Source organism: Lysinibacillus sp. FSL K6-0102, assembly GCF_038003545.1.
GTDB classification, from domain to species: Bacteria; Bacillota; Bacilli; order Bacillales_A; family Planococcaceae; genus Lysinibacillus; species Lysinibacillus capsici.
In genome coordinates this window covers 4,185,612-4,210,312 of record NZ_JBBOPH010000001.1, presented here as the reverse complement: position 1 = coordinate 4,210,312, position 24,701 = coordinate 4,185,612, and the positions used below count along the sequence as shown (strand labels likewise).

22 protein-coding genes are annotated in these 24,701 nt (G+C 38.5%); 20 read left to right on the top strand and 2 right to left on the bottom strand.

What is annotated here, in order from left to right:
- Positions 1-13: 13 nt before the first annotated feature.
- Complete coding sequence (purD, locus tag NYE73_RS21435; protein WP_257962133.1) at positions 14-1,270, top strand: phosphoribosylamine--glycine ligase; 1,257 nt, start codon at positions 14-16, stop codon at positions 1,268-1,270.
- A 106-nt stretch (positions 1,271-1,376) separates the two neighbouring features.
- Here the strand turns inward: purD and NYE73_RS21430 are convergent, their stop codons facing one another.
- Positions 1,377-1,802, bottom strand: a complete 426-nt coding sequence (locus NYE73_RS21430; RefSeq protein ID WP_053075731.1) for a YgaP-like transmembrane domain — start codon at positions 1,800-1,802, stop codon at positions 1,377-1,379.
- A gap of 200 nt (positions 1,803-2,002) precedes the next feature.
- Here NYE73_RS21430 and NYE73_RS21425 point away from each other — a divergent pair, with 200 nt between their 5' ends.
- The 17 genes from NYE73_RS21425 to rlmD all read left to right on the top strand — a co-directional run bounded on the left by NYE73_RS21425 (position 2,003) and on the right by rlmD (position 21,110).
- Positions 2,003-3,724: an adenine deaminase C-terminal domain-containing protein gene (locus NYE73_RS21425; RefSeq protein ID WP_054548980.1), complete on the top strand. Its 1,722-nt coding sequence runs from the start codon at positions 2,003-2,005 to the stop codon at positions 3,722-3,724.
- Between the two features lie 68 nt (positions 3,725-3,792).
- Entirely contained in the window at positions 3,793-4,848 is a 1,056-nt protein-coding gene (locus NYE73_RS21420) for a DUF3048 domain-containing protein (RefSeq protein WP_311198648.1), read from the top strand.
- A 15-nt stretch (positions 4,849-4,863) separates the two neighbouring features.
- Complete coding sequence (locus tag NYE73_RS21415; protein ID WP_004225717.1) at positions 4,864-5,184, top strand: YerC/YecD family TrpR-related protein; 321 nt, start codon at positions 4,864-4,866, stop codon at positions 5,182-5,184.
- Positions 5,185-5,295: 111 nt separating this feature from the next.
- Positions 5,296-5,985, top strand: a complete 690-nt coding sequence (locus tag NYE73_RS21410; RefSeq protein WP_054548982.1) for a heptaprenylglyceryl phosphate synthase — start codon at positions 5,296-5,298, stop codon at positions 5,983-5,985.
- 32 nt (positions 5,986-6,017) lie between these two features.
- Positions 6,018-8,270 (top strand): DNA helicase PcrA, encoded by a 2,253-nt coding sequence (pcrA, locus tag NYE73_RS21405; RefSeq protein ID WP_112116710.1) that lies wholly within the window; start codon positions 6,018-6,020, stop codon positions 8,268-8,270.
- Positions 8,271-8,284: 14 nt separating this feature from the next.
- A complete protein-coding gene (ligA, locus tag NYE73_RS21400; RefSeq protein WP_048394879.1) occupies positions 8,285-10,288 on the top strand; it encodes an NAD-dependent DNA ligase LigA in 2,004 nt (667 codons plus the stop codon).
- A 121-nt stretch (positions 10,289-10,409) separates the two neighbouring features.
- Positions 10,410-11,549, top strand: coding sequence for a CamS family sex pheromone protein (locus tag NYE73_RS21395; RefSeq protein WP_048394876.1), 1,140 nt, complete (start codon positions 10,410-10,412; stop codon positions 11,547-11,549).
- A 233-nt stretch (positions 11,550-11,782) separates the two neighbouring features.
- Positions 11,783-12,070: an Asp-tRNA(Asn)/Glu-tRNA(Gln) amidotransferase subunit GatC gene (gatC, locus tag NYE73_RS21390; protein ID WP_004225708.1), complete on the top strand. Its 288-nt coding sequence runs from the start codon at positions 11,783-11,785 to the stop codon at positions 12,068-12,070.
- A 24-nt stretch (positions 12,071-12,094) separates the two neighbouring features.
- Complete coding sequence (gene gatA / locus NYE73_RS21385) at positions 12,095-13,558, top strand: Asp-tRNA(Asn)/Glu-tRNA(Gln) amidotransferase subunit GatA (RefSeq protein ID WP_004225706.1); 1,464 nt, start codon at positions 12,095-12,097, stop codon at positions 13,556-13,558.
- 1 nt (position 13,559) lies between these two features.
- The gene (gene gatB / locus NYE73_RS21380) at positions 13,560-14,987 is read left to right on the top strand and encodes an Asp-tRNA(Asn)/Glu-tRNA(Gln) amidotransferase subunit GatB (protein WP_048394874.1); all 1,428 of its coding nucleotides are present in this window, start codon (positions 13,560-13,562) and stop codon (positions 14,985-14,987) included.
- 157 nt (positions 14,988-15,144) lie between these two features.
- A complete protein-coding gene (locus NYE73_RS21375; protein WP_048394872.1) occupies positions 15,145-15,708 on the top strand; it encodes a thioredoxin family protein in 564 nt (187 codons plus the stop codon).
- Positions 15,709-15,780: 72 nt separating this feature from the next.
- Complete coding sequence (locus tag NYE73_RS21370; protein WP_004225701.1) at positions 15,781-16,695, top strand: diacylglycerol kinase; 915 nt, start codon at positions 15,781-15,783, stop codon at positions 16,693-16,695.
- A gap of 298 nt (positions 16,696-16,993) precedes the next feature.
- On the top strand, positions 16,994-17,116 hold the full coding sequence (locus NYE73_RS21365; RefSeq protein WP_004225696.1) for a hypothetical protein: 123 nt from the start codon (positions 16,994-16,996) through the stop codon (positions 17,114-17,116).
- Positions 17,117-17,128: 12 nt separating this feature from the next.
- Positions 17,129-18,475: a cytochrome ubiquinol oxidase subunit I gene (locus NYE73_RS21360; RefSeq protein ID WP_259951009.1), complete on the top strand. Its 1,347-nt coding sequence runs from the start codon at positions 17,129-17,131 to the stop codon at positions 18,473-18,475.
- Complete coding sequence (locus NYE73_RS21355; RefSeq protein WP_259951010.1) at positions 18,472-19,497, top strand: cytochrome d ubiquinol oxidase subunit II; 1,026 nt, start codon at positions 18,472-18,474, stop codon at positions 19,495-19,497. Before NYE73_RS21360 ends, NYE73_RS21355 begins: the two co-directional genes overlap by 4 nt.
- A 13-nt stretch (positions 19,498-19,510) precedes the next feature.
- A complete protein-coding gene (gene cydS, locus NYE73_RS21350) occupies positions 19,511-19,633 on the top strand; it encodes a cytochrome bd oxidase small subunit CydS (RefSeq protein WP_004225690.1) in 123 nt (40 codons plus the stop codon).
- 109 nt (positions 19,634-19,742) lie between these two features.
- Positions 19,743-21,110 (top strand): 23S rRNA (uracil(1939)-C(5))-methyltransferase RlmD, encoded by a 1,368-nt coding sequence (gene rlmD / locus NYE73_RS21345; protein ID WP_259951041.1) that lies wholly within the window; start codon positions 19,743-19,745, stop codon positions 21,108-21,110.
- 221 nt (positions 21,111-21,331) lie between these two features.
- Here the strand turns inward: rlmD and NYE73_RS21340 are convergent, their stop codons facing one another.
- Positions 21,332-22,057: a FadR/GntR family transcriptional regulator gene (locus tag NYE73_RS21340; protein WP_259951011.1), complete on the bottom strand. Its 726-nt coding sequence runs from the start codon at positions 22,055-22,057 to the stop codon at positions 21,332-21,334.
- A 225-nt stretch (positions 22,058-22,282) separates the two neighbouring features.
- Here NYE73_RS21340 and NYE73_RS21335 point away from each other — a divergent pair, with 225 nt between their 5' ends.
- Together NYE73_RS21335 and NYE73_RS21330 are read left to right on the top strand one after the other, a co-directional pair.
- Positions 22,283-23,668 (top strand): FAD-binding oxidoreductase, encoded by a 1,386-nt coding sequence (locus tag NYE73_RS21335; RefSeq protein WP_112116704.1) that lies wholly within the window; start codon positions 22,283-22,285, stop codon positions 23,666-23,668.
- A gap of 11 nt (positions 23,669-23,679) precedes the next feature.
- The gene (locus NYE73_RS21330) at positions 23,680-24,663 is read left to right on the top strand and encodes a bile acid:sodium symporter family protein (protein ID WP_259951012.1); all 984 of its coding nucleotides are present in this window, start codon (positions 23,680-23,682) and stop codon (positions 24,661-24,663) included.
- Positions 24,664-24,701 lie beyond the last annotated feature (38 nt).

Genomic DNA, 24,701 nt, shown 5'->3' with positions numbered 1-24,701 from the left:
AGGATTCTCTAAAATGAATGTATTAGTAATCGGAAGCGGTGGCCGTGAGCATGCAATCGCTAAACAATTTAGCATCTCTCCATCAGTGAACAACGTATTCGTAGCGCCAGGAAATGATGGGATGCGAGGCGAAGTAGAAGTTGTTGCTATTGATACAATGGATTTCGCAGGTCTCGCTCAATTTGCCAAGGAAAATGATATTGCATTAACATTTGTTGGCCCAGAACAGCCGCTTGCTGAAGGCATTGTCGATTTCTTTACAGCTAGAGGTTTACGTATTTTTGGTCCTACAAAAGTTGCTGCTCAAATAGAAAGCAGTAAATCCTATGCGAAAGAAATTATGAATAAATACAATATTCCTACAGCAGCACATGAAACATTTACTGAAGCAGAAAAAGCAATAGCGTATATTAAAGAACAAGGGGCGCCTATTGTCATTAAGGCTGATGGTTTAGCGGCTGGTAAGGGCGTCGTTGTGGCAATGACAGAGGAAGAAGCGATTGAAGCTGTAGAGGATATGATTGGAAACCAACGTTTTGGTGAATCCTCTTCACGTGTTGTCGTTGAGGAATTTTTAGACGGTGAAGAATTCTCCTTTATGTCTTTTGTGCACAAAGGACAAATTTATCCAATGGTTATTGCACAAGATCATAAACGAGCTTATGACGGTGATAAAGGACCAAACACAGGAGGTATGGGTGCTTATTCACCAGTACCACAAATCCCACAAGAGGTAGTAGATATTGCATTTCAAACTATTGTAGAACCAACTGTTAAAGGGATGGAGGCAGATGGTGCTTCCTTTACAGGTATTTTATACGCAGGGTTAATTTTAACGAATAAAGGTCCTCAGGTCATAGAGTTTAATGCTCGTTTTGGTGATCCTGAAACGCAAGTTGTATTGCCACGTATGGTTTCAGATTTTGGTGCATTTATGATGGCGTTAATGGATGAACAGCCTTTTGATTTACAATGGTCAGAAGAAGCAATGCTTGGTGTAGTCATTGCAGCAGAGGGTTACCCAGGAGACGTTGAAAAAGGTAAGGTATTACCGAATTTAGAGGCACTTTCGACATCACATGCAGTTTTCCATGCAGGTACAAAATTAGTAGACGGTCAATTCGTTGGTAATGGAGGACGTGTACTGTTAGTTGGTGCAAAAGCAGCTACTTTACAAGAAGCACAGGAAAAGGTTTATGAAGGTATTGCAACGGAAACATGGGATCACTTTTTCTTCCGTAAAGATATTGGCTGGCGTACGTTTAAGTAATTATTATTTTCACTAAATATTTTTTATCGTCTTTTGAAACCTCTTGTTGTTTCAAAACGTAAGAGGTAAGAGCCGTCTCAATAATAGATTGGGACGGCTCCTTTGACTAAGAAGGATTCTGAGCTTTATTCGTTGAAGAATCGCTACTATTTGAGGAATTTTGAGTTGAAGTGCTGGTGTTAGATTGTTTTGAAGCAGTAGCTTGTGAACCTGAAGAATTACCAGCTATAGCAGAGGAAAAATCCTTCATGAGCTTATCGATTTGTTCAGTAGACATAGAATTTTGCCCGCTGAACATACTTTGCATAGAGGTGTTCATGGCATTCTGCATATTGGAGCTTAAAACTGCTTTCGTTGGACAATATTTAAAAAGTCCCTCAGCCATTTTCATGGCACCTAATGCAATCATTAATCGACCTTTTGTACAATTAGGATTTCTAGAAACTTTAGCGATACCAAATGCGGTTAAACTTGTCCCCATGGCAAAACGACAAAATGCGTTCTTTTCGCTTAAATTTGCTTGCTGCATCATCATTACTTCCTCCTTTAGTCATTGTGGAAAAAATAAGCGAGGTGCACTTTGCTTTATGAAAGTGCTGTGTTACGATTGAAACAAGATGATTGCATAAAGCATAATTTTTATGAAAATATGCGATTATGCAGTAGTAGTATGTGATTTCAAGTTGGATTTACACAATGAAAAATTACGTAATTTAGGAAGGAGCGAATAGCATGGATCCAGTATGGAAAATAACAAAAATACGTCAACAATTAGCAGTAATCGATGGGAAAAAGGCACCAGATATCGTGCTGAAGAATGCACGTTATTTGCATAGTATGTTAAAGCAATTCATAGTAGGGAACATTTGGATTTTGGGAGATCGCATTGTCTATGCTGGTGACAGAATGCCTCCTTTATTAGAAGGAACAGAAGTGGTGGATTGTACAGGAAAAACAATCGTACCTGGCTATATTGAGCCACATGTACACCCATTCCAGCTTTATCATCCACAGTCATTTGCAGATTTTTGTGGTCAGCTTGGGACAACAACTTTTATTTCGGATAATTTAAGCTTTGTTTTAAATTTAGAAAATAAGAAAGCGTTTTCAATTTTAGAGAGTTTGAAAAAGCTACCTTTTTCTTTTTATTGGTGGACTCGCTTTGACTCACAAACTGAATTGGAGCAAGAAGAAGAGGTTTTCTCTAATACTTCTATATTAGAGTGGTTAGAGCGAAGTGATGTCTTACTTGGTGGAGAGTTGACAGGCTGGCCTAAGCTGTTGCATGGCGACGATCAAATGCTTTATCGTATGCAAATGGCTAAGGGACTGGGAAAAAAAATTGAAGGTCATTTCCCTGGAGCTTCAGAAAGAACATTGGCACGAATGAAACTGCTTGGTGCTGATGGTGATCATGAGGCAATGACAGTAGAAGAGGTAGAGCGTCGTATTATGCAGGGCTATGCTGTAACTTTACGTCATTCTTCCATACGACCAGATTTACCACATCTACTAAAAGGAATAGTAGAAAAAGAGCTTCCAATCTTTGATCATTTAATGATGACAACAGACGGTTCAACTCCTTCATTCCATGAGGATGGTGTGATGGATAAATGCATTCAAGTAGCTTTAGATGCAGGGGTATCTCCTATTGATGCTTATCAAATGGCTTCCTATAATGTAGCACGTTATTACAACATGTCTAATTTACATGGTTTTATCGCAACAGGGCGTTTTGCTTCACTCAATATTTTACAAGATGAATATCATCCTGTTCCAGAAAGTGTTTTATCAAAGGGTGTCTGGTTGAAGCGTAATGGGGATCGTGTGCATAGAATGGCGACAATTGATTATTCTGCCATCCCAGCTTTAGATTTAGATTTCTCATTAGATTCACAGGATTTCCAGTTTTCTATGCCGTTTGGGATTCAATTAGTTAATGATGTGATTACAAAGCCTTATAATTCTTTAATTACGAAAGAAGGGCCATTGGCAAATCATGATGAGTGCTATTTAATGCTCATTAACCGAAAAGGCAACTGGCATGTAAATACAATGATTAAAGGATTTGCAACGGATGTCCAAGGCTTTGCATCCTCTTATTCCAACACTGGTGACATATTGTTAATTGGAAAAAATAAAGACGATATGATTAAAGCCTTCGAAGAAATGAAGGCAATGAATGGTGGTATTGTTCTCGTCGAAAAAGGAGAAGTTATAGCGGACATACCATTAACAATTGGTGGACTTTTATATGATGGAGATGTATTCACTTTAACAGAGAAAGAAAAGGCTTTAAAACAAGCTTTAGCAGATAGAGGCTATCAATTAGGAGATGCCATTTATACATTATTATTTTTACAATCTACTCATTTACCATATATTCGTATAACACCACAAGGAATTTTCGATGTGATGAAGAATAAGTTATTATTACCTGCTGTTATGCGCTAATTCATGAAAGTGTTTCAGTTGTTTAAACAATTACAAATATTGTAATTGTTCAAAGGAGAGATATGCTTGTGTTCAAATCGAAAAAATTATGGATTGCTTTTGCATTTAGTGCTTTGGTAATCGGGGGATGTTCAAAGGATACACCAAAAGTCAAAGAGGATGATGAACCAATTGTAGAGGAAGAAGCAGTAGTGGAGGAGCCTGTGCAACAACCAGCATTTGTTGCACCACTTACTGGGGAGGCTGTACAAGAAGAAATTACACAGCGACCAATTATCGTAACCATTAATAATCATCCAGCGGCACGTCCACAATCAGGCTTAGCTGCGGCGGATATCACTTATGAAATGCTTGCAGAAGGTAATGTGACACGCTTTTTAGCAGTATACCAAAGTGAACTGCCTGAAAATATTGGGCCAGTTCGTAGTGCACGCTCTTATTTTATCGATATGGCCAAGGGATTTGATGCCTTTTATGTAGCACATGGCTATAGTCCTGAGGCGAAAACAATGCTTGATCATCGTATCGTCGACAATATCAACGGTATGGCTTATGATGGTATTCTGTTTAAACGTTCTAACGACCGCGTTGCGCCACACAATTCCTATATTACATCAGAAAACATTCTAAAAGGTGCTGAAATGGTAGGCGCTTCAATGAATTACAGTGAAAAAGTACTTCAGGCTTTTTATGAACCAGATGAACGTGGTAAAATAGGTATTGAAACAAGTCAAGTTGACATTTATTACGGAAATAATGAAGATTTCCATAACGCGTATGTGTATAATCATCAAACTAATCACTATGAACGACAATCGGCTAGCGTGGACACAAAAGATATGTTAACAGGCGAAACAGTGTCATTAGCAAATGTTCTATTTTTCGAAATGGATCACCAAACAATTGATGATATTGGTCGCCAAGCAATTGATTTAACGTCTGGTGGAAATGCGTATGTATTTCAAAATGGCTATTTGAGGGAAGTCAAATGGGCTAATGTTAATGGAATACCAATGGCTGTAGAGCAAACAGGGGATCCTGTAAAGCTTGTACCAGGAAAGTCGTGGGTTCATTTCGTACCATCTTCGCCAGGGTTACATGCAATGGTGAAAACGCAGCCTTAAAGGGAGGAAAATTGTATGCAAATCGAAAAAATTCGGGGGCATCAAACAGATCAATTATTTAAAGCAGTGTTAGAGTTGAAGGACATCGAGGAATGCTATAAGTTTTTTGATGATTTATGTACGATTAGTGAAATTCAATCGTTGGCACAACGCTTTGAGGTTGCACATTTATTACGATTAAAGAAAACCTACGAATCCATTAAAAAGGAAACAGGGGCAAGTACTGCAACTATTTCGCGCGTGCGTCGCTGCTTCGATTATGGGAATGATACATATGATGAAATGTTAGGTCGTTTGTATCCAGATGAAAAACCATTCCAAGCACCAAAAGAATAGTCTGAAAAAAGGCTGAGTAGAAGTTCTACTCGGTCTTTTTCATTTTTTTGTCGTGAATCATAAGCTATACTTGTAAACGAATAGATAGAAAATGATAGGTGGTAAATATAGATGGATTATTTAGAATGGAGACATGTGTTCAAGCTAGATCCAGCGAAGGACATTTCCGATGAAGCATTAGAAAAAATTTGCGAGTCTGGGACAGATGTTATTTTAGTTGGGGGAACAGATAATGTAACGTTGGATGGGGTATTAGATTTACTTGTTCGAGTGCGTCGTTTTGAGGTGCCGATAGCACTTGAAATTTCTACGATCGATGCGGTAACACCAGGTTACGACTATTATTTCATCCCAACGGTATTAAATAGTGATGATCCAAAATGGATTAAAAATTTACATCATGAGGCTATTAAAGAATACGGCGATATTATGGTATGGGATGAATTAGTAGCGGAAGGATATTGTATTTTAAATCCTGATTGTAAAGTAGCCCATGTAACGGGTGCGAAAACAGATTTAACAATTGATGACGTGGTAGCTTATGCACGCATGGCAGAGAATTTCTTTAAACTGCCTGTTTTTTATTTAGAGTACAGTGGAATGTATGGCAATCTAGAGGTAGTTAGTGCTGTGAAAAACGAACTGAAGCATACCAAACTCTTTTACGGTGGTGGCATAACATCTGTAAAGCAAGCAGAGGAAATGGCACGCGTTGCAGATACGGTAGTAGTTGGAAATATTATTTACGAAGATTTAAAAGCTGCACTTGCGACTGTTAAGGCTGTTAAAAATACGTTATAATTTTAGAACAAATGTTTGTAAGGCGGTGCGAAATGGAACAGTTAACAAAAAATTTACTAGCAGGCATGAATCCTGAACAAGAAAGAGCAGTTAAAACAACTGAAGGACCATTACTCATTATGGCAGGTGCTGGGTCAGGAAAAACACGAGTTTTAACACATCGTATTGCTTACCTAGTTATCGAAAAGGAAGTATATCCTTCTAAAATTTTAGCGATTACATTTACAAATAAAGCAGCACGAGAAATGCGTGAACGTATTGATGGCATTCTTGGTAATGGTACGGGCGATAGTATGTGGGTTTCTACTTTCCACTCTATGTGTGTAAGAATTTTACGTCGTAATATCGATCAACTAGGCATTTCTCGTAATTTCTCTATTTTAGATTCTACGGATCAGCTTTCAGTCATCAAAAATGTGATGAAGGAAGAAAATATTGACCCAAAACGTTTTGAGCCACGAGCAATTTTAAATGCTATTAGTGCAGCAAAAAACGAGTGTATAGCAGCGGATGATTACGCAGGCCAAATGAATGATAAGAATCCTTATGAACAAACAGTTGCACGTGTCTATAAAGGCTATGAGAAAAGATTACGCCGCAACCAATCCCTTGATTTTGATGATTTGATTATGACGACGATTACGTTGTTTAAACGTGTACCTGAAGTGCTTGAATATTATCAAAATAAATTTCAATATATTCATGTCGATGAATATCAAGATACCAATAAATCTCAGTATTTACTTGTACAGTTACTAGCAAAGAAATTTAAAAATATTTGTGTTGTAGGTGATTCCGATCAGTCTATCTATCGTTGGCGTGGTGCAGATATTGGGAATATCCTATCCTTTGAAAAGGATTATCCAACTGCAAAGGTGATTATGCTAGAGCAAAATTATCGTTCAACTAAACGCATCCTACAGGCAGCCAATGACGTCATTCAAAATAATACAACACGTTACCCAAAAGAATTACGCACAGAAAATTCAGAAGGTGAAAAGATTGCACTATATAAAGCTTATAACGAGCAGGAGGAAGCGCAATTTGTTGTACAAACGATTCAACAGTTAATTGAAAAAGAAAATCGTTCATTTGATGACTTTGCTATTTTATATCGTACAAACGCTCAATCTCGTGTAATGGAGGAAGTACTTGTTAAGTCCAATATGGCCTATCAAATAGTAGGTGGAACAAAGTTCTATGATCGAAAAGAGATAAAGGACTTACTAGCATATTTACGACTTATTGCTAATAATGATGATGATTTATCACTAGCACGTATTATTAATGAGCCAAAGCGCAGTATTGGTGCAACTTCCTTTGAAAAAATGGCACGTTATGCGATAGATCAGGATCGTTCGATTTTTGACGCGATGAATGATCTTGTTTTCATGGGATTATCAGGGAAAGCAGCAAATTCGGCTGAGCAATTTTATGCCATGATTAAAGGCTTTACACAAATGCAGGAATATCTATCTGTCACTGAAATTGTGGAGCAAGTTATTGATAAATCGGGTTATCGAGCAATGTTACAAAACGAAAAAACAATTGAAGCAGAAAGCCGTTTAGAAAATATTGAAGAGTTTTTATCTGTCACAAAGGCTTTTGAAGAGCGCAGTGATGATAAAAGCTTAATTGCCTTTTTAACAGATTTAGCCCTTATAGCTGATATTGATGCACTCGACAAAGAGGATGCATCTAAAGGCAATATTATTTTAATGACGATGCATGCAGCTAAAGGCTTAGAGTTCCCAGTTGTCTTTATTATCGGTATGGAGGAAAACATCTTCCCACATTCCCGCTCACTAGACGATCAAGAAGAAATGGAAGAGGAACGCCGCCTTATGTACGTAGGTGTGACCCGTGCTGAGGAACGTCTATATTTAACATGTGCCCAAAGCCGAACGATTTTTGGTCGTTCAAGCTTTAATAATGCATCCCGATTTTTAGGTGAAATTTCTCAAGATATTACAGAGTCAATTTCTAAGGCAGGGACAACATCAACAGTACCATTTGCTACTAACAATCGTTCAACCGGTGGCCATCAAAAGCGTACGCTGGGTGCTATTCAGCAAACACAACCTGCCACAGCACGTTTACAAGCAACGGGGGGAGATCAATTTGGATGGAAAGCTGGAGATAAGGCGATTCATAAAAAATGGGGAACAGGTATGGTTGTTAGTGTAAAAGGTGAAGGTGATAGTACAGAGCTTGATATCGCATTCCCACAACCAATTGGTATAAAGCGATTACTTGCTCAATTTGCACCGATTGAAAAAGCGTAAGCGGAGGAACGTAAATGAACGAAATAGAACAGCGTATAGCGGAGTTAAATAAATTACTGCATGAATATGGTTATGCCTATTATGTGTTAGATAAACCTGTCGTAGCAGATAGTGTCTATGACCAGCTATTACAGGAACTGATTGCATTAGAAGAAGCGAACCCATCCCTTATTTACCCCGATTCTCCTACGCAGCGTGTTGGTGGAGCAGTGGTAGAAGGTTTTAAAAAAGTGACGCATGATTACCCAATGCTTAGTCTTTCAAATGCTTTTCATGAAGCGGATTTACGAGAATTCGATCGTAAAGTGCGTCAGGCTATCGGAGATCAATTTTCATATGTATGTGAGCTGAAAATAGATGGTTTAGCTATTTCATTAAAATATGAAAATGGCATGTTTGTACAAGGGGCTACAAGAGGAGATGGTGTGGTAGGAGAAGATATTACCGCCAATTTAAAGACAATCCGTGCGATTCCCCTTCGTTTAAAGGAACCCATTACGATTGAAGTACGTGGTGAGGCGTATATGCCAAAAAAATCCTTTGAAAACTTAAATGCCCAACGTGCAGACAATGGTGAGGAGTTGTTTGCTAATCCACGGAATGCTGCTGCTGGCTCATTACGTCAGTTAGACCCTAAAATTGCGGCCAGTCGCCAATTATCAACGTTTATCTATGCCATTGGCGGAGACGGTGAAGTATATGGTATCGACGGTCATGCAGAAATGCTTGATTATTTAGAAGGCTTAGGCTTCCCTTCCAATAAAGAACGCCAACGATGCTCTACTATTGAAGAGGTAATGGCCTTTATAGAACATTGGACAGAAAATCGTCCAAAATTAGCTTACGAGATTGACGGAATTGTTATTAAAGTTGACCGTTATGCTCAGCAAGATGAACTAGGTTATACAGCAAAGAGTCCACGCTGGGCGATTGCCTACAAATTTCCCGCAGAGGAAGTTGTTACAACGTTACTTGATATTGATTTAACAGTAGGTCGTACAGGTGTTGTTACTCCTACGGCGATTTTAACTCCCGTACAAGTAGCAGGAACGACGGTTCAACGTGCTTCTTTACACAATGAAGATTTAATTCGAGATAAGGATATTCGTCTTGGCGATACAGTTATTATTCGAAAAGCTGGTGACATTATTCCTCAAGTTGTGGGTGTGCTAATAGAACAACGTCCTGAAGATTCAGTCCCTTTTGTCATGCCAAAAAATTGCCCTGTTTGTGATAGTGAATTGATTCGGATTGAAGGCGAAGTTGCCCTGCGCTGTGTAAATCCTGCCTGCTTTGCGCAAATTGCAGAAAGCATAAAATATTTTGTTTCTCGAAACGCGATGAATATTGACGGTCTTGGGGATAAAGTAGTGGAGCAATTATTACGTGCAGATTTAATACATGATGTTTCTGACCTGTATCATTTAACGGTAGAGCAGCTTGTGGAATTGGAGCGTATGGGCGAAAAATCAGCAACTAATTTAGTAAATGCCATTCAAGCATCGAAGGAAAATTCGATGGAGCGTTTATTAATTGGACTAGGAATTCGTCATGTTGGTGAAAAAGCAGCCAAAATCGTATCAGAGGAATTTGGTTCAATGGAAGCAGTGATGGCTGCAACAGAGGAGCAGCTTGTGGCAATTTATGAAATTGGAGATAAAATGGCTTCATCGTTAGTGGAGTATTTCTCAAATGAAGATGCACGAGCAGTCATTAAGCGTCTTGCTGAAGCAGGCGTGAATATGACATACAAAGGTAAAAAAGTAGAAGTAGCGATAGGTGATAGTCCTTTTGCAGGTAAAACAATTGTCTTAACTGGTAAACTTGAGCAATTGACACGCAACGAAGCAAAAGCGAAAATAGAAGAGTTAGGTGGTACAGTCACGGGTAGTGTCAGCAAAAAAACAGATCTAGTGATCGCAGGTGCGGATGCAGGCTCTAAACTAACAAAGGCTGAGCAATTGGGTATCGAAGTTTGGACTGAAGATAACTTAATTGAACAACTTAACCTCATTTAATAAGTGCATGATATCCTCCCTTTTATGAATAGGAGGCAATGTTGAGTGCACAACCGTTACAACAAGGCGTCGAGTAGATTCGTCGACCTAAAATTGACTATTAGTAAAGGAGCACTAAATAATGAAGTCTTTTCGACTCATTCCAGCAATCGTAGCTGCTGCAATGCTAGTCGGCTGTGTGCCTTCTGACAAGAAGGAGACAGAGCTTACACAGGAAACGCAACAGAAAGAAAAAGCTGAAACAACAATTATTCCAAGCATACAAATTGATGAATCTTATTATAAGACGCTTATCCCTTATAAAGAGAGTGCAAGTAGAGGTCTAGTGGTATCTAACATTTATACGAAATATGATATGAAGGAAGTTGAATCAGGTTTAATGCGTTTATCTCAAAACGAGTTCGACACAGAAAACTACTACTTCCAAGAAGGTCAATATTTAGCTGAAAGTACAGTAAGCTCTTGGCTTGCTCGTAGTTCACAAACAGAGGATGGATTAAATCCACCGACAACAGACACAATGACACCTGAGGAGCGAGCAACAAAGGCTCCAGTTTATTTATCCCATATTGTAGAGCAAAACTACTTAACAAAAACGAAGGATAATAAAGTGAAACTAGGCGGGATTTCAATCGGTCTTGCCTTAAATTCTATCTATTACTATCAAAAAGAACAGTATGGTGAATATTACGAGGAACCAATTTCAGAGTCTACTCTTATTGAGCAGGGCAAAAAAATGGCTGCTGAAATCGTTTCTCGTTTACGTTCACGTGAAGAGTTAAAGGATGTACCGATTGTGGTCGGTCTGTTTAAGCAGCAAGCCCGTAATCAAATTATTCCAGGGACATACTTTAGCTATGGTGTAGCAAAAGCTGGGCAGAACAGCATCGCTGATTGGGAAGGTATAGATGAAAATTACGTCTTGTTCCCGACAGATGATTCACAAGATGTATACCGAGATGTCAACAATAACTTCAAGAACTTCAAACAAGATGTTGATAAATATTTTTCTAACTATACAAGTGTGATCGGAACTGGTTTCTATCGTAATAAACAAATACAAAACCTTTCGATTGAAATCCCAATCCAATTTTTCGGCAAAGCAGAGATAATAGGGTTTACGCAATATTTAACAGGGATTTTAATCAATCAATTTGATAATATTCATGTGGAAGTAAGTGTTACTTCAGTGAATGGTCCTGAGGCATTAATCATCAAAAAGGCCAATGACAAGGACCCTTACGTGCATGTCTATGATTAATATAGTCAGCCTTTGTGGTGACTATATTTTTTATGGTAATGGATTGAAATAGAGGAACTCAACAGGATGATAGAGACAACACTTTGTTATAGTAGTGAAAGTTTCTATATTTTTAGTGAAAGTTGTGATTTTTAAAATGAAAAATGTTATGATTATTGGCATGGTTAACTTTATTCAACCCTATTGTTATCAATAAAAACAATGAATTGAACAAGTATTCGGAGGTGTGAAAAATGGCTAAATTAACAAAAGAAGAAGTAAAGCACGTGGCAAATTTAGCACGTCTTGCAATTACAGAAGAAGAAGCAGAGAAATTTGCTGAACAGCTTGGTAAAATTACAGACTTTGCGGAGCAGTTAAATGAACTGGATACAACAAATGTTGAACCAACAACGCACGTTTTACCATTAGTGAATGTAATGCGTGAAGACGTAGCAGTAAAAGGTTTAGACCGCGAAGTAATGATGTTAAACGTAAAAGAACAAGAAGATGGTCAAGTAAAAGTACCAGCTATCATGTAATACTAAAACATAGGAGGATTCCTCATGACGCTATTTGAACGTTCAGCTAAGGAGTTACAAGCAGAAATTAAAGCGGGTAACTTATCAATCGCTGACTTAACGAAAGAAGCATACGAGCGTATTGCAAAGCTTGATGGCGATGTACAAGCATTCCTTGCTTCAAACGAAGAAAAAGCAACTGCTCAAGCTGCTGAAATGGATAAAGTACCATTTGAAAAGCGTGGACCATTATTCGGTCTACCGATCGGTGTGAAAGACAACATCGTAACAGAAGGCTTAGAAACAACATGTGCCTCTAAAATTCTAGAAGGCTTTATGCCGATCTATGATGCAACTGTTGTCAACAAGCTACGTGAAGCTGGCATGATTACAGTTGGTAAATTAAACATGGATGAATTTGCAATGGGTTCTTCAAACGAAAACTCATACTATAAAACAACAAAAAATCCATGGAACTTAAACCACGTACCAGGAGGTTCTTCAGGTGCATCTGCAGCAGCTGTAGCAGCTGGTGAAGTACCCTTCTCTCTTGGATCAGATACAGGTGGTTCAATCCGTCAACCTGCAGCTTACTGTGGTGTTGTAGGGATGAAACCTACATATGGTCGTGTATCTCGTTTTGGTCTCGTTGCATTCGCATCTTCTCTAGATCAAATTGGACCAATTACACGCAATGTTGAAGATAATGCGCTATTACTAGAAGCTATCGCTGGATTAGATCCAAATGATTCGACTTCTGCGAATGTTGAGGTGCCAAATTACGCTGCAGCTCTTACTGGTGATGTTAAGGGCTTACGTATCGCTGTGCCAAAAGAATTCCTTGGTGAAGGCGTTGGTGAAGCAGCTCGTCAATCAGTGCTTGCGGCATTAGAGGTATTAAAAGGCTTAGGTGCTACTGTAGAAGAGGTATCACTTCCTCACTCGAAATATGCACTAGCTGCGTACTATATCCTTTCTTCATCTGAAGCGTCTTCTAACTTATCTCGTTTCGATGGTATCCGCTATGGTTTCCGTGCAGAAAACGTTACAAATTTAATGGACCTTTACAAAGAAACACGTGCACAAGGCTTTGGTGATGAAGTAAAACGACGTATCATGCTAGGTACTTATTCACTAAGTGCAGGTACGTATGATGCGTACTACAAAAAAGCACAACAAGCACGTACATTGATCAAAGCAGACTACGATAAAGTATTTGAAGACTTTGATGTTATCATTGGACCAACAGCTCCAACACCAGCATTCAAGATTGGTGAAAATGTTGATGATCCAATGACAATGTATGCAAACGATATTTTAACAATCCCGATGAACTTAGCAGGTGTACCAGCGATTTCAATTCCTTGTGGCTTTGAAAACGGCCTACCATTAGGTTTACAAATAATTGGTAAATATTTCGATGAAGCAACTATTTACCGTGTGGCTCATGCTTTTGAACAAGCAACTGAGTTCCATAAAGAAGTTCCTCAAATGTGGGAGGGAAAATAACATGAACTTTGAAACAGTCATTGGTTTAGAAGTACACGTTGAGTTGAAGACTAACTCAAAAATCTTCTCACCAGCACCAGCTCACTTTGGTGCTGAACCAAATACAAATACAACAGTAATCGATTTAGGCTATCCTGGGGTCCTACCAGTCCTGAACAAAAATGTAGTAGATTTCGCTATGCGTGCAGCACTTGCACTCAATATGGAAATCGAACAAGAAACAAAGTTTGACCGTAAAAACTACTTCTATCCAGATAATCCGAAAGCTTATCAAATTTCACAATTCGATAAACCAATCGGTAAAAATGGTTGGATTGATATTGAAGTAGACGGCTATACAAAACGTATCGGTATCACACGTCTTCATATGGAAGAAGATGCTGGTAAACTTTCACATGCTGGTGACCATTCACTAGTTGACTTTAACCGTCAAGGAACACCGCTTGTTGAAATCGTTTCTGAGCCAGATATTCGCACACCAAACGAAGCATATGCATATCTCGAAAAATTAAAATCGATTATTCAATATACTGACGTATCTGATTGTAAGATGGAAGAAGGCTCATTACGTTGTGATGCCAATATTTCTATTCGCCCTTATGGTCAAGAAGAATTTGGTACAAAAACAGAGCTTAAAAACCTGAACTCCTTCAACTATGTTCGTCGTGGTTTAGAGCATGAAGAATTACGTCAAGCAGATGTATTATTATCTGGTGGCGTGATTGAGCAAGAAACACGTCGTTTTGATGAAAAAACAGGTAAAACAATTTTAATGCGTGTTAAAGAGGGAACAGACGATTACCGTTACTTCCCAGAGCCAGACTTAGTTCGTCTTTCAATTGATGATGCATGGTTAGAGCGTGTAAAATCTGAAATTCCTGAGCTTCCAGATGCTCGTAAAAAACGCTATGTTGAAGAACTAGGTTTAACACCTTATGATGCTGGAGTTCTTGTTATCTCTAAAGAGATCTCAGACTTCTTTGAGGCAATGGTAGCAAATGGGGCAGATGCTAAGCTTTCTGCTAACTGGTTAATGGGAGATGTTTCTGCTTATTTAAACGCAGAGCAAAAAGATCTAAAAGATACTGCATTAACACCAGAAAACCTTGCTGAAATGGTGAAATTAATCACAGACGGTACAATTTCTTCTAAGATCGGTAAAAAAGTATTTGCTGAATTAGTAGAAAATGGCGGATCTGCACAGGATATTGTGAAAGCAAAAGGCTTAGTGCAAATTTCTGATGAAGGTGCATTACTAGCAATCGTAACAGAAGTTTTAGATAACAATGCTCAATCTATCGAGGACTTCAAAAATGGTAAAGACCGTGCGATTGGCTTCTTAGTTGGTCAAATTATGAAGGCAACAAAAGGTCAAGCTAACCCACCAATGGTTAATAAATTATTACAACAAGAAATTGCCAAACGATAATACTCGTTGTAACATAATAGCCGAGAGAGCTTCATTGCTCCCTCGGCTATTAATTTTCAAAAATGTAACAAATTTGCATTTTGCGAAACTTAATAGTTGTTTAAAAAGAGTATTCATAGCAAAATATAGAATAGACAGTAATAAGGGGGACGAGCCAATGAAAACAGAACAACAGTATTTTAATGAAGCTATATCAATACAGCAATATATGGAGAACATGACGACGTTAAAAGAAGAAAGCTTTCGTATTTATGATGGCTTTGAAGTACCAACAAACGATGATTTTATTGAGTTATTAAAAGAAAAACAACCTAAAATTTTAACGATTACAGAGGATTGGTGCGGAGACGCAATGTTAAATAATCCAATTATTCGCCGTATTGCTGAAGCGGCAGGATTAGATATGCGTACCGTTTTCCGTGATGCTGATACAGAACTAATTGATCGTTATTTAACAAACGGTGGTCGTGCAATTCCAGTTTATCTATTATTAGATGATGCTGGAGAAGTGATTGGAAAATGGGGACCACGCGCACCAGAATTACAAGAGTTCGTCGTAACGAAACGAGCAAGCTTACCAGATAAAGAAGATCCAACATTTGAAGAGGCACAAAAGGCTCTTTATGCAGAAATTCGTGAAGAAAATATCTCCAATCAAACATATTGGACATTTGTTTATGAGGACTTTAAGAAGCAAGTAACAGAAGCATTACAAAAATAACAAGAGTATTGCAACATTTCAACGTACAAATCGTTGAATGAAGTAGAATCTTATGAAGCAGGAAGGTATGTTATGAAACGAGCAAGAATCATTTATAATCCTACATCTGGACGCGAAGTGTTTAAGAAACATCTACCAGAGGTGTTGGAAAAACTAGAGGTAGCAGGCTATGAGACATCCTGTCACGCAACAACATGTGAAGGCGATGCAACGCTTGCAGCAAAAAATGCGGTAGAACGCGGTTTTGATATCATCATCGCAGTTGGTGGAGATGGCACATTAAATGAAGTTGTTTCAGGTGTAAGTCCATTTGAAAACCGTCCGAAAGTTGGTCTAATTCCAATGGGCACTACAAATGATTTTGCCCGTGCCGTGCATATCCCTCGAAATATTGAAGAGGCAGTAGACATTATTATTCAAGGCGACACATTGCCAGTGGATGTTGGTCTCTTAAATGGCGAACGCTATTTCATCAATATTGCTGCTGGCGGACGTATTACAGAGCTAACATACGAAGTACCAAGCAAAATGAAAACAATGCTTGGTCAGTTAGCCTATTATGTAAAGGCAGTTGAGATGATTCCATCCATCAAAGCCTCACATATGCGCATTGAATATGATGGCGAAGTATTTGATGGCGACGCTATGATGTTCCTATGTGGGTTAACGAATTCAGTAGGCGGCTTTGAAAAACTAGCTCCTGATGCAAGCATTAATGATGGTTACTTTACTTTAATAGTGCTAAAGAAGGTAAGTCTTCCTGAATTTATTCAACTAGCAGCCATGGCACTAAGAGGCGAACATTTAAATGATGATCGTGTCATCTACAAAAAAGCTAGCGTTGTCAAAGTTACTACAGAAAATGAGGTCCACCTTAACCTCGATGGCGAATATGGCGGAGACGCTCCTGCTACATTTGAAAACCTAAAGCGTCACATCGAAATCTTTGTTCCACTCGCAGATATTCGAGAGGAAGACCGTATTTAATGAACCCGAAAAGCTCATCCGATTTTATTGTGGATGAGCTTTATTTTGTATTTTTTTGATTGCTTGCTTGAAGTGCTCTCAAAGAAGGAGAGGCCGCTCCAAATTAAAATTCCATCATTAGAATAAAACTGGCTAAATCCCATAAACTAAGCTTTAGAAGTAAGAATGTGAATGAAATTAGAAAAATGTTTGGCAAATGTGCGTATATTACTTGAACAAAATTTGAAACCTTAATAATAGACTGAAGTTTCGGTCCGTTATTAAGGTTTTTTTCGTTGGAATAGTGGAAAATGGGGGTATGGATAAGGGAAAGGAAGTGTTGCCTTTGTATAAGTCACAAGAAAAGAAGCTTATATGGCTAAGCTTTGGTGTTGCAATCATTATGCTACTTTCTATTCTTGGAAGAATATTTGGAAGTTAAGGGGGCAATGAGATGATTAATGAATCAGCGGTCTATTGGAGCCGAGCATTAACGGAGTTAACATTATCGTTCCATATTATTTATGCAACAATTGGTGTGGGTGTCCCGTTAATGATTATGATTGCTCAATGGACTGGGTATAAAAAGAATGATGAACATTATATCTTAATGGCAAGACGTTGGGCCCGTGGTTTTGTCATTACTGTAGCAGTCGGCGTGGTAACTGGAACCGCAATCGGCTTACAACTATCATTATTGTGGCCTAATTTTATGCAACTCGCTGGTCAAACAATTGCGTTACCACTTTTTATGGAAACGTTTGCATTTTTCTTTGAGGCGATATTCTTGGGCATCTATTTATATACTTGGGATCGCTTTGATAGTCAGAAAAAGCATATGCTTCTGTTAATCCCTGTTGCTGTCGGAGCATCGATGTCAGCAGTCTTTATCACAATTGTTAATGCTTTTATGAACGCACCAAGAGGATTTGATATCGTAGACGGAGAACTTGTTAATATTCAACCTTTTCTTGCAATGTTTAACCCCGCCATGCCAACGAAGGTTGCACATGTACTTGTGACAGCGTACATGACATCGGCATTTGTGCTAGCAGCTATTGCAGGATTTAGAATGTTAAAAGGCTCGAAGCATGTATACCATAAAAAATCACTACTTTTACTAATGAAAATTGGCTTGATTTTCTCCATAGCAGCCGCTGTGATTGGAGATTTTTCAGGAAAATACTTAGCTGAATATCAACCCGAAAAACTAGCAGCAGCAGAATGGCATTTTGAAACAGAAGGTAAGGCGTCTCTTGTATTATTTGGTGTCTTAGATGGAGAAGAAGTTAAATATGCTATCAAAATTCCGTATGCTTTAAGCATTCTTGCACATTTTAATCCTAAAGCAGAGGTAATCGGCTTAGATCAATTTGAGGAAGAGGATCTACCGCCACTCTATATTCACTATCTCTTTGATATCATGGTTTCCATTGGTATGTTTATGATGCTAGTTTCATTACTTTATGTTGTAGGGAAAGCACGGGGCTGGCAGTTTATTCATTCACGATGGTATAGATGGATTATCGTAGCGGGAGGACCACTATCAATTATCGCGATTGAAGCAGGTTGGTGGCTTGCCGAAGTTGGACGTCAACCATGGATACTTTATGGACTAATGCGTACACCTGAAGGAGCTACGACGAGCGACCATGTGGATTTAATGCTGCTTTTATTCGCAGGAGTCTATGCAGTATTAGCAGTGGGAAGTATTGTCGTATTGGTAAGAATGTTTAAAAAGAACCCAATCGAACGCGAGATTGAAGATCGCCACTCTGAAAAAGGCGGTGACATCCTATGACGTTAGAGATTTTAGGTATTTCAGTATTATGGATATTCCTATTTGGCTATGTCATTGTCGCATCGATTGATTTTGGTGCTGGCTTCTTTAATGCATATAGCCTACTTATTGGTAAGAATCATATTTTAACAAATATTATTAAACGTTATTTATCGCCTGTTTGGGAAGTTACCAATGTCTTTTTAGTATTCTTCTTTGTAGGAATCGTAGGATTTTTCCCGCAAACCGCTTTTTATTACGGAACGGTTTTACTTGTGCCCGTTAGTATTTCGCTTGTACTATTGGCAATTCGAGGCTCCTACTATGCCTTTGAATCGTATGGTACACGAGGCCATATCGGATATACACTGACATATGGTGTAGCAGGTTTATTAATCCCCGCTTCTTTATCCGTTGTCTTTGCCATTGCCGGTGGAGGCTATGTTGATGTAATTGATGGGCAGCCTGTGCTGAACTACTGGACTTTATATACAAGTCCATTTGCTTGGAGCATTGTGGTACTAAGTATCGCTGCGGTATTGTATATTTCAGCCGTATTTTTAACATGGTACGCGCATAAAGCAAATGATAGCGAAGCAACGAAACTAATGAGAAAATATGCTCTTGTGTGGGCAGCACCGCTAATGATTAGTGCGCTTGGCATTATGTATGAAATGAAATCCATCAACCCAGAGAGCTACAGTCATATGGTAAATTTATGGTGGATGTTTGCGATTTCAGCTGTCTTATTTATTGTCACAGTCGTACTCATTGCCATGCGTAAAAAGTACGGACTTGCAGTTGGGCTCCTGATTGCTCAATTTGCCGTAGCCTTCTTTGCCTATGGAATTGCTCAATATCCATACCTACTGTATCCGTATTTAACCATTTACGATAGCTTTACAAGCACACAAATGGCGATCGCTTTAGTTATCGCATTTATTTTAGGACTGTGTCTTCTTCTTCCTTCACTTTATTTATTGATGAAACTATTCTTATTCAATAAAAAATATGTGACAGGAAAAGAAGACAATCACGCATAGGAGGAAAGCACATATGCAAAGTTTTTTAATTTTTTATGCACCTTTTATTGTCGTCATTCTTGGGATCTTGTGTGCATTTTGGTGGGCACCAAGGGATTATCATATTACAAAAGAGCAGGAAAAGAGTCGCGAATAGCGACTCTTTTTTCAAGTTAATTAGCAGAGACGCGCAACAGCCAAGTCTTGTTCTTTTTTCATTCGCCAACACATGCTACAATAAGGAGATTGAAATGGAGGATGTACGAATGTCAGCACCCGTGAAAAAAAATGAACGACTTTCAGTTTATATAGAAGATCTAACGCATGATGGCAATGGTGTCGCAAAGGTTGAAGGTTATCCACTATTCATACAAGGCGCACTGCCAAACGAAACGGCCGAAATCCATGTGTTAAAAACATTAAAAAACTATGGCTTTGCAAAGGTAATAGATATTATCAAGCCATCTCCAGACCGTGTTGAAGCTCCATGTGATTACTTCAAGCAGTGTGGCGGCTGTCAATTACAGCATTTATCCTATGAGGGGCAGCTAAAATGGAAAGAAAATATGGTGCGCAATGTGATGCAGCGGATTGGTAAAATTCATGCACCTGTTCACCCAGTAAAAGGTATGAAAGAACCTTGGCACTACCGTAATAAAGCACAAATTCCTTTCTCTGAAAATGAAGCTGGACAAGCGATTGCCGGCTTTTATAAAACAAAAACGCATAGCATTGTGGATATGGATCGCTGTTTAATTCAAACAGGAGAAGCAGATGCTATTCTTGCAGGCTTGAAAAAGGAATTAGCAACGTTAGGTGTTCGCTCTTACAATGAGCATACACATGAAGGCATGTTGCGTCATGTCGTTATCCGTAAAGCACGAGCAACAGGAGAAGTCATGGTTGTCCTTGTAACGAAAAAGAAAAAGTTCCCACAAAAAGAGGCTGCTATTGCAGTAATCCAAAAGCTAGTGCCAAACGTTACATCAATTATGCAAAATGTGAATAGTGAGAAAACCAATGTTATTTTTGGTGATGACACAATCAACCTTTGGGGTAAAGACGTTATTATTGATACAATTGGTAATGTACGTTTTGAAATCTCTGCTCGTTCTTTCTATCAAGTCAACCCAGAGCAAACAGAGGTCCTCTACAAGCAAGCATTAGATTATGCTGACTTACAGGGAGATGAACGTGTCATTGATGCGTATTGTGGAATTGGTACGATTTCTTTATTCCTTGCTCAAAAAGCAAAGGCTGTCATGGGCGTGGAAATTGTCCCACAAGCGATTGAAGATGCCAAACGCAACGCAGTGCTTAATGGTTTTACAAATACTTATTTTGAGGCAGGCCCAGCAGAGGAAGTTATCCCAAGATGGTATAAAGAAGGCAAGGAAGCAGACGTACTAGTAGTTGATCCACCACGCAAAGGCTGCGATGAAGCACTGCTAACTACTATTCTAGAGCAACGACCAAAACGAGTGGTCTACGTATCCTGTAACCCAGCCACACTAGCACGCGATCTTCGCATTTTAGAGGATGGCGGCTATCAAACGCAGGAAATCCAGCCAGTGGATATGTTCCCGCACTCCACACATTGTGAAGCCGTGGCATGGCTTAAGTTAAATGTGTAACACATTACTAAACTCATCTATACAATATAAAAATTACCGTTTTAGGACGGATTTCAGTTAAAATCAATAAAAACTCGGATTCGATCAAATACGAATCCGAGTTTTTTTCGATGTAATTTCATCCATCTTATACATTCACTAATTGAGCCAATTCCCACTGACAAAAACCATTCAGAACATCTCATCACTTATAAACTATATATAATTGTGTATCTCTAGTTTTAATTGTTTTTTTCTCCAATATGACTTAAAAGTGACTCTGTCAATTCTCGTCTTATTTGCGTGATATGGTTTTCCATGAGTTGCTTAGCTTGGTTCGCATCTCCAGAAGCGATGGCTAAGTAAATTTTTTTATGTTCATCGATAGTCTCTTGCGTTCGTTCTGGATCTTCCAAGCGTTGTCTGCGGGTAGCTCGGATTGTGTCTTGCATATGCTCACTAAGGGTTTGGAACAGTTGTAAAAATATTGAATTATGTGAGGCGAGTACAATATTAAGATGGAAACTTAGGTCTGCTTGAATTCCTAATTCTACATCATTTTTACTTTGATCCATCATGTCTAATGCTTGGCTAATTCGTTCTAAGTCTACAGAAGTAGCTCGTCGTGAAGCTAAAAAGGCACACTCCACTTCAAGTGCTTGGCGAAGCTCCAACATTTCATAAATTAATTTTTTTTCAGTATTAATAATTGTAGAGGAAAGTTCTTCACCTAAAGTATGGGACTCTGCTGTTTTAATAAAGCTACCACTGCCTTGTTTAATTTCAATAAATCCCTTTATTTCAAGCTTTCGAAGTGCCTCTCTTACCGATGTTCGACTGACATTAAAACGACTCGCTAATTCTCTTTCTGTCGGGAGTTTATCCCCAGGCTGTAATTCACCATTTAAAAAATATTCCTTTATTTGATCAACAATTACTTGATACGCTTTTTTCTTTGGTTGAGGCATTACCTATCTCACCACCTTAAATACATAGTACTATAAACGCTTTAATCATACAGAAATACAGCATGTTTATCAATTTACGAAAAAAAATAATAGTTGATATTTTCTGAATATTTAGTACAATGTAAAAAGGTTGGACCAATTTTAAGAATATAGAAAATTGGTATGACATATAAAATTATTAATTAAACCATCCAAATACTATGAGAGCAAAAGGGGAAGGAAAAAATGATTACTACAAATGAAGAATTAGTGATGGCCCTACGAAGTGTTCTTCCAGAAATTGAAGTGACAATCAATCAAACGATTTTAGAACAGCATAGCAGTGATGAATCCTATCATAGTGCCTGTCTACCCGATATTGTGGTATTTCCGACAAAGACAGAAGAAGTGAGTAAGATAATGAACATAGCAAATCAATACAAAGTACCAATAGTGCCATTTGGAAGAGGAACAAGCTTAGAAGGACATGTGATTCCTTATAATCATGGGATAACAATTGATTTTTCACTCATGAACAAAATAGTAGAAGTTAGAGAGAAGGACTTTCTTGTGAAAGTTCAACCAGGGGTGACACGTTCTCAATTGAATAAAGAGTTGAAGAAATATGGATTATTTTTCTCCGTAGACCCAGGAGCAGATGCGACAATTGGAGGAATGGCCGCAACAAATGCTAGTGGGACAACATCTGTTAAATATGGAACTATGCGCGATCAAGTTCGAGATTTAGAGGTTGTTCTGTCAGATGGAACAGTGATTCATACAGGAAATTTAGCAGAGAAATCTTCATCGGGCTATCATTTAAACGGTCTCTTTGTTGGGTCAGAGGGAACACTTGGTTGTTTTACTGAGTTGACGTTAAGAGTTTATGGTATTCCTGAATGTGTCATGGCTGCTAGAGCGTCCTTCGAAACAGTGAATGATGCTGTGGAAGGAGTTGTGAGTATTCTACAAGCGGCAATTCCCATTGCAAGAGTTGAACTTGTAGATGAACCTTCAATGAAACAAGTGAACTTGTATAGTCAAACAGCTTATGAGGAACAACCAACCTTATTTTTGGAATTTGAGGGAAATGAGGCTGGCTTAAGGCAGGATGTAGAATTTATGAAAGAGATTGTAGCGGCTCATAATTGCAAAAATATTGAATTTGAGATGGATAATGCAGCCCGAAATCAGCTATGGGAAGCTCGCCATAATTTAGCTTACGCCTATGTCCACGGACACCCAGGAAAAAAACTAATGGTAACCGATGTTTGCTTACCGATATCCGAGTTAGCAGGTGCTATTGAACATGCAAGAGAAGCACTTGATATGTTAGCGCTTACAGGTGGGGTTGTTGGACATGTTGGTGATGGAAATTTCCATGTACTATTAATGATTGATATGAATGATCCAAAGGAAATAAAGAAAGCTGATGAATTAAATGAGTTGATTGTGATGTATGCACTGGAACGAGGAGGAACTTGCACAGGAGAACATGGTGTGGGCATTGGTAAGCAGAAATATCAAGAGAAAGAACACGGTAAAGCACTTCTAGTGATGGAAAAGATTAAACAAGCACTTGACCCTGACACACTTTTCAATCCGAATAAAATATTGAAAATAAAAATATAGGGAGTGGAAATATGAAAATTTTAGAAGCGATTAGTACGATTGCTGGAAAATACTTTGCTATATGGGTTATTTGTATTGCTGTTATTGCCTTTATAGCTCCAGAACCCTTTTTAATATTTGGCGGGTATATCACGATTTTGCTAGGCATTGTTATGTTTGGCATGGGTCTGACGTTAAAAGCAGTTGATTTTAAATTGGTTATCACGAATCCAGTACCAGTCATTATTGGTGTATGTGCTCAATATGTTATCATGCCACTTTCCGCTTTTTTAATTGCTTATATAATGAACTTGCCTGCAGAATTAGCTGCAGGGCTAGTCCTTCTTGGATCTGTACCAGGTGGAACTGCTTCAAACGTCATGGTGTATTTAGCTAAAGGAAATGTACCTTTGTCCATCACAATGACATCCTTTTCGACATTATTAGCTCCAATTGCCACACCACTTATACTATTATTACTTGCGGGTAAATGGATGCCAGTTGATCCCATAGCGATGTTTACTTCAATTATTCAAGTAATTATTATCCCTATTATCCTAGGGATAGTTATCAGAAGAGTTGTTCCTCAAATCGTAGAAAAAAGTATTAATGTGATTCCTCTTATTTCAGTAGTTGCTATTATGATTATTGTATCTGCTGTTGTTGCTGGTAATGTCGATACCATCGCTTCGGCAGGCTCCATTATTTTTGCAGCTGTAGTGCTTCATAACGCATTCGGATTGTTATTTGGTTATATAACAGCTCGTGTATTAGGCCTCGATGAAAGCAATCGAAGAGCTATTTCAATTGAAGTTGGAATGCAGAACTCTGGTCTGGGTGTAGCGTTAGCCACTGCCCACTTCGGTCCCTTAGCGGCCCTACCTAGTGTACTTGGGGCTGTTTGGCATAATATTTCTGGTCCGATTCTCGCTACCTATTGGTCGAAAAAACCAGAGAAACCAGAGGTACAGTATAATAAACAGATGCAAGAAGATAACGGCAGAACTCAAATATAGAAAGTAAATATTTGAGTTCCACCCGATAGTATTGCAGT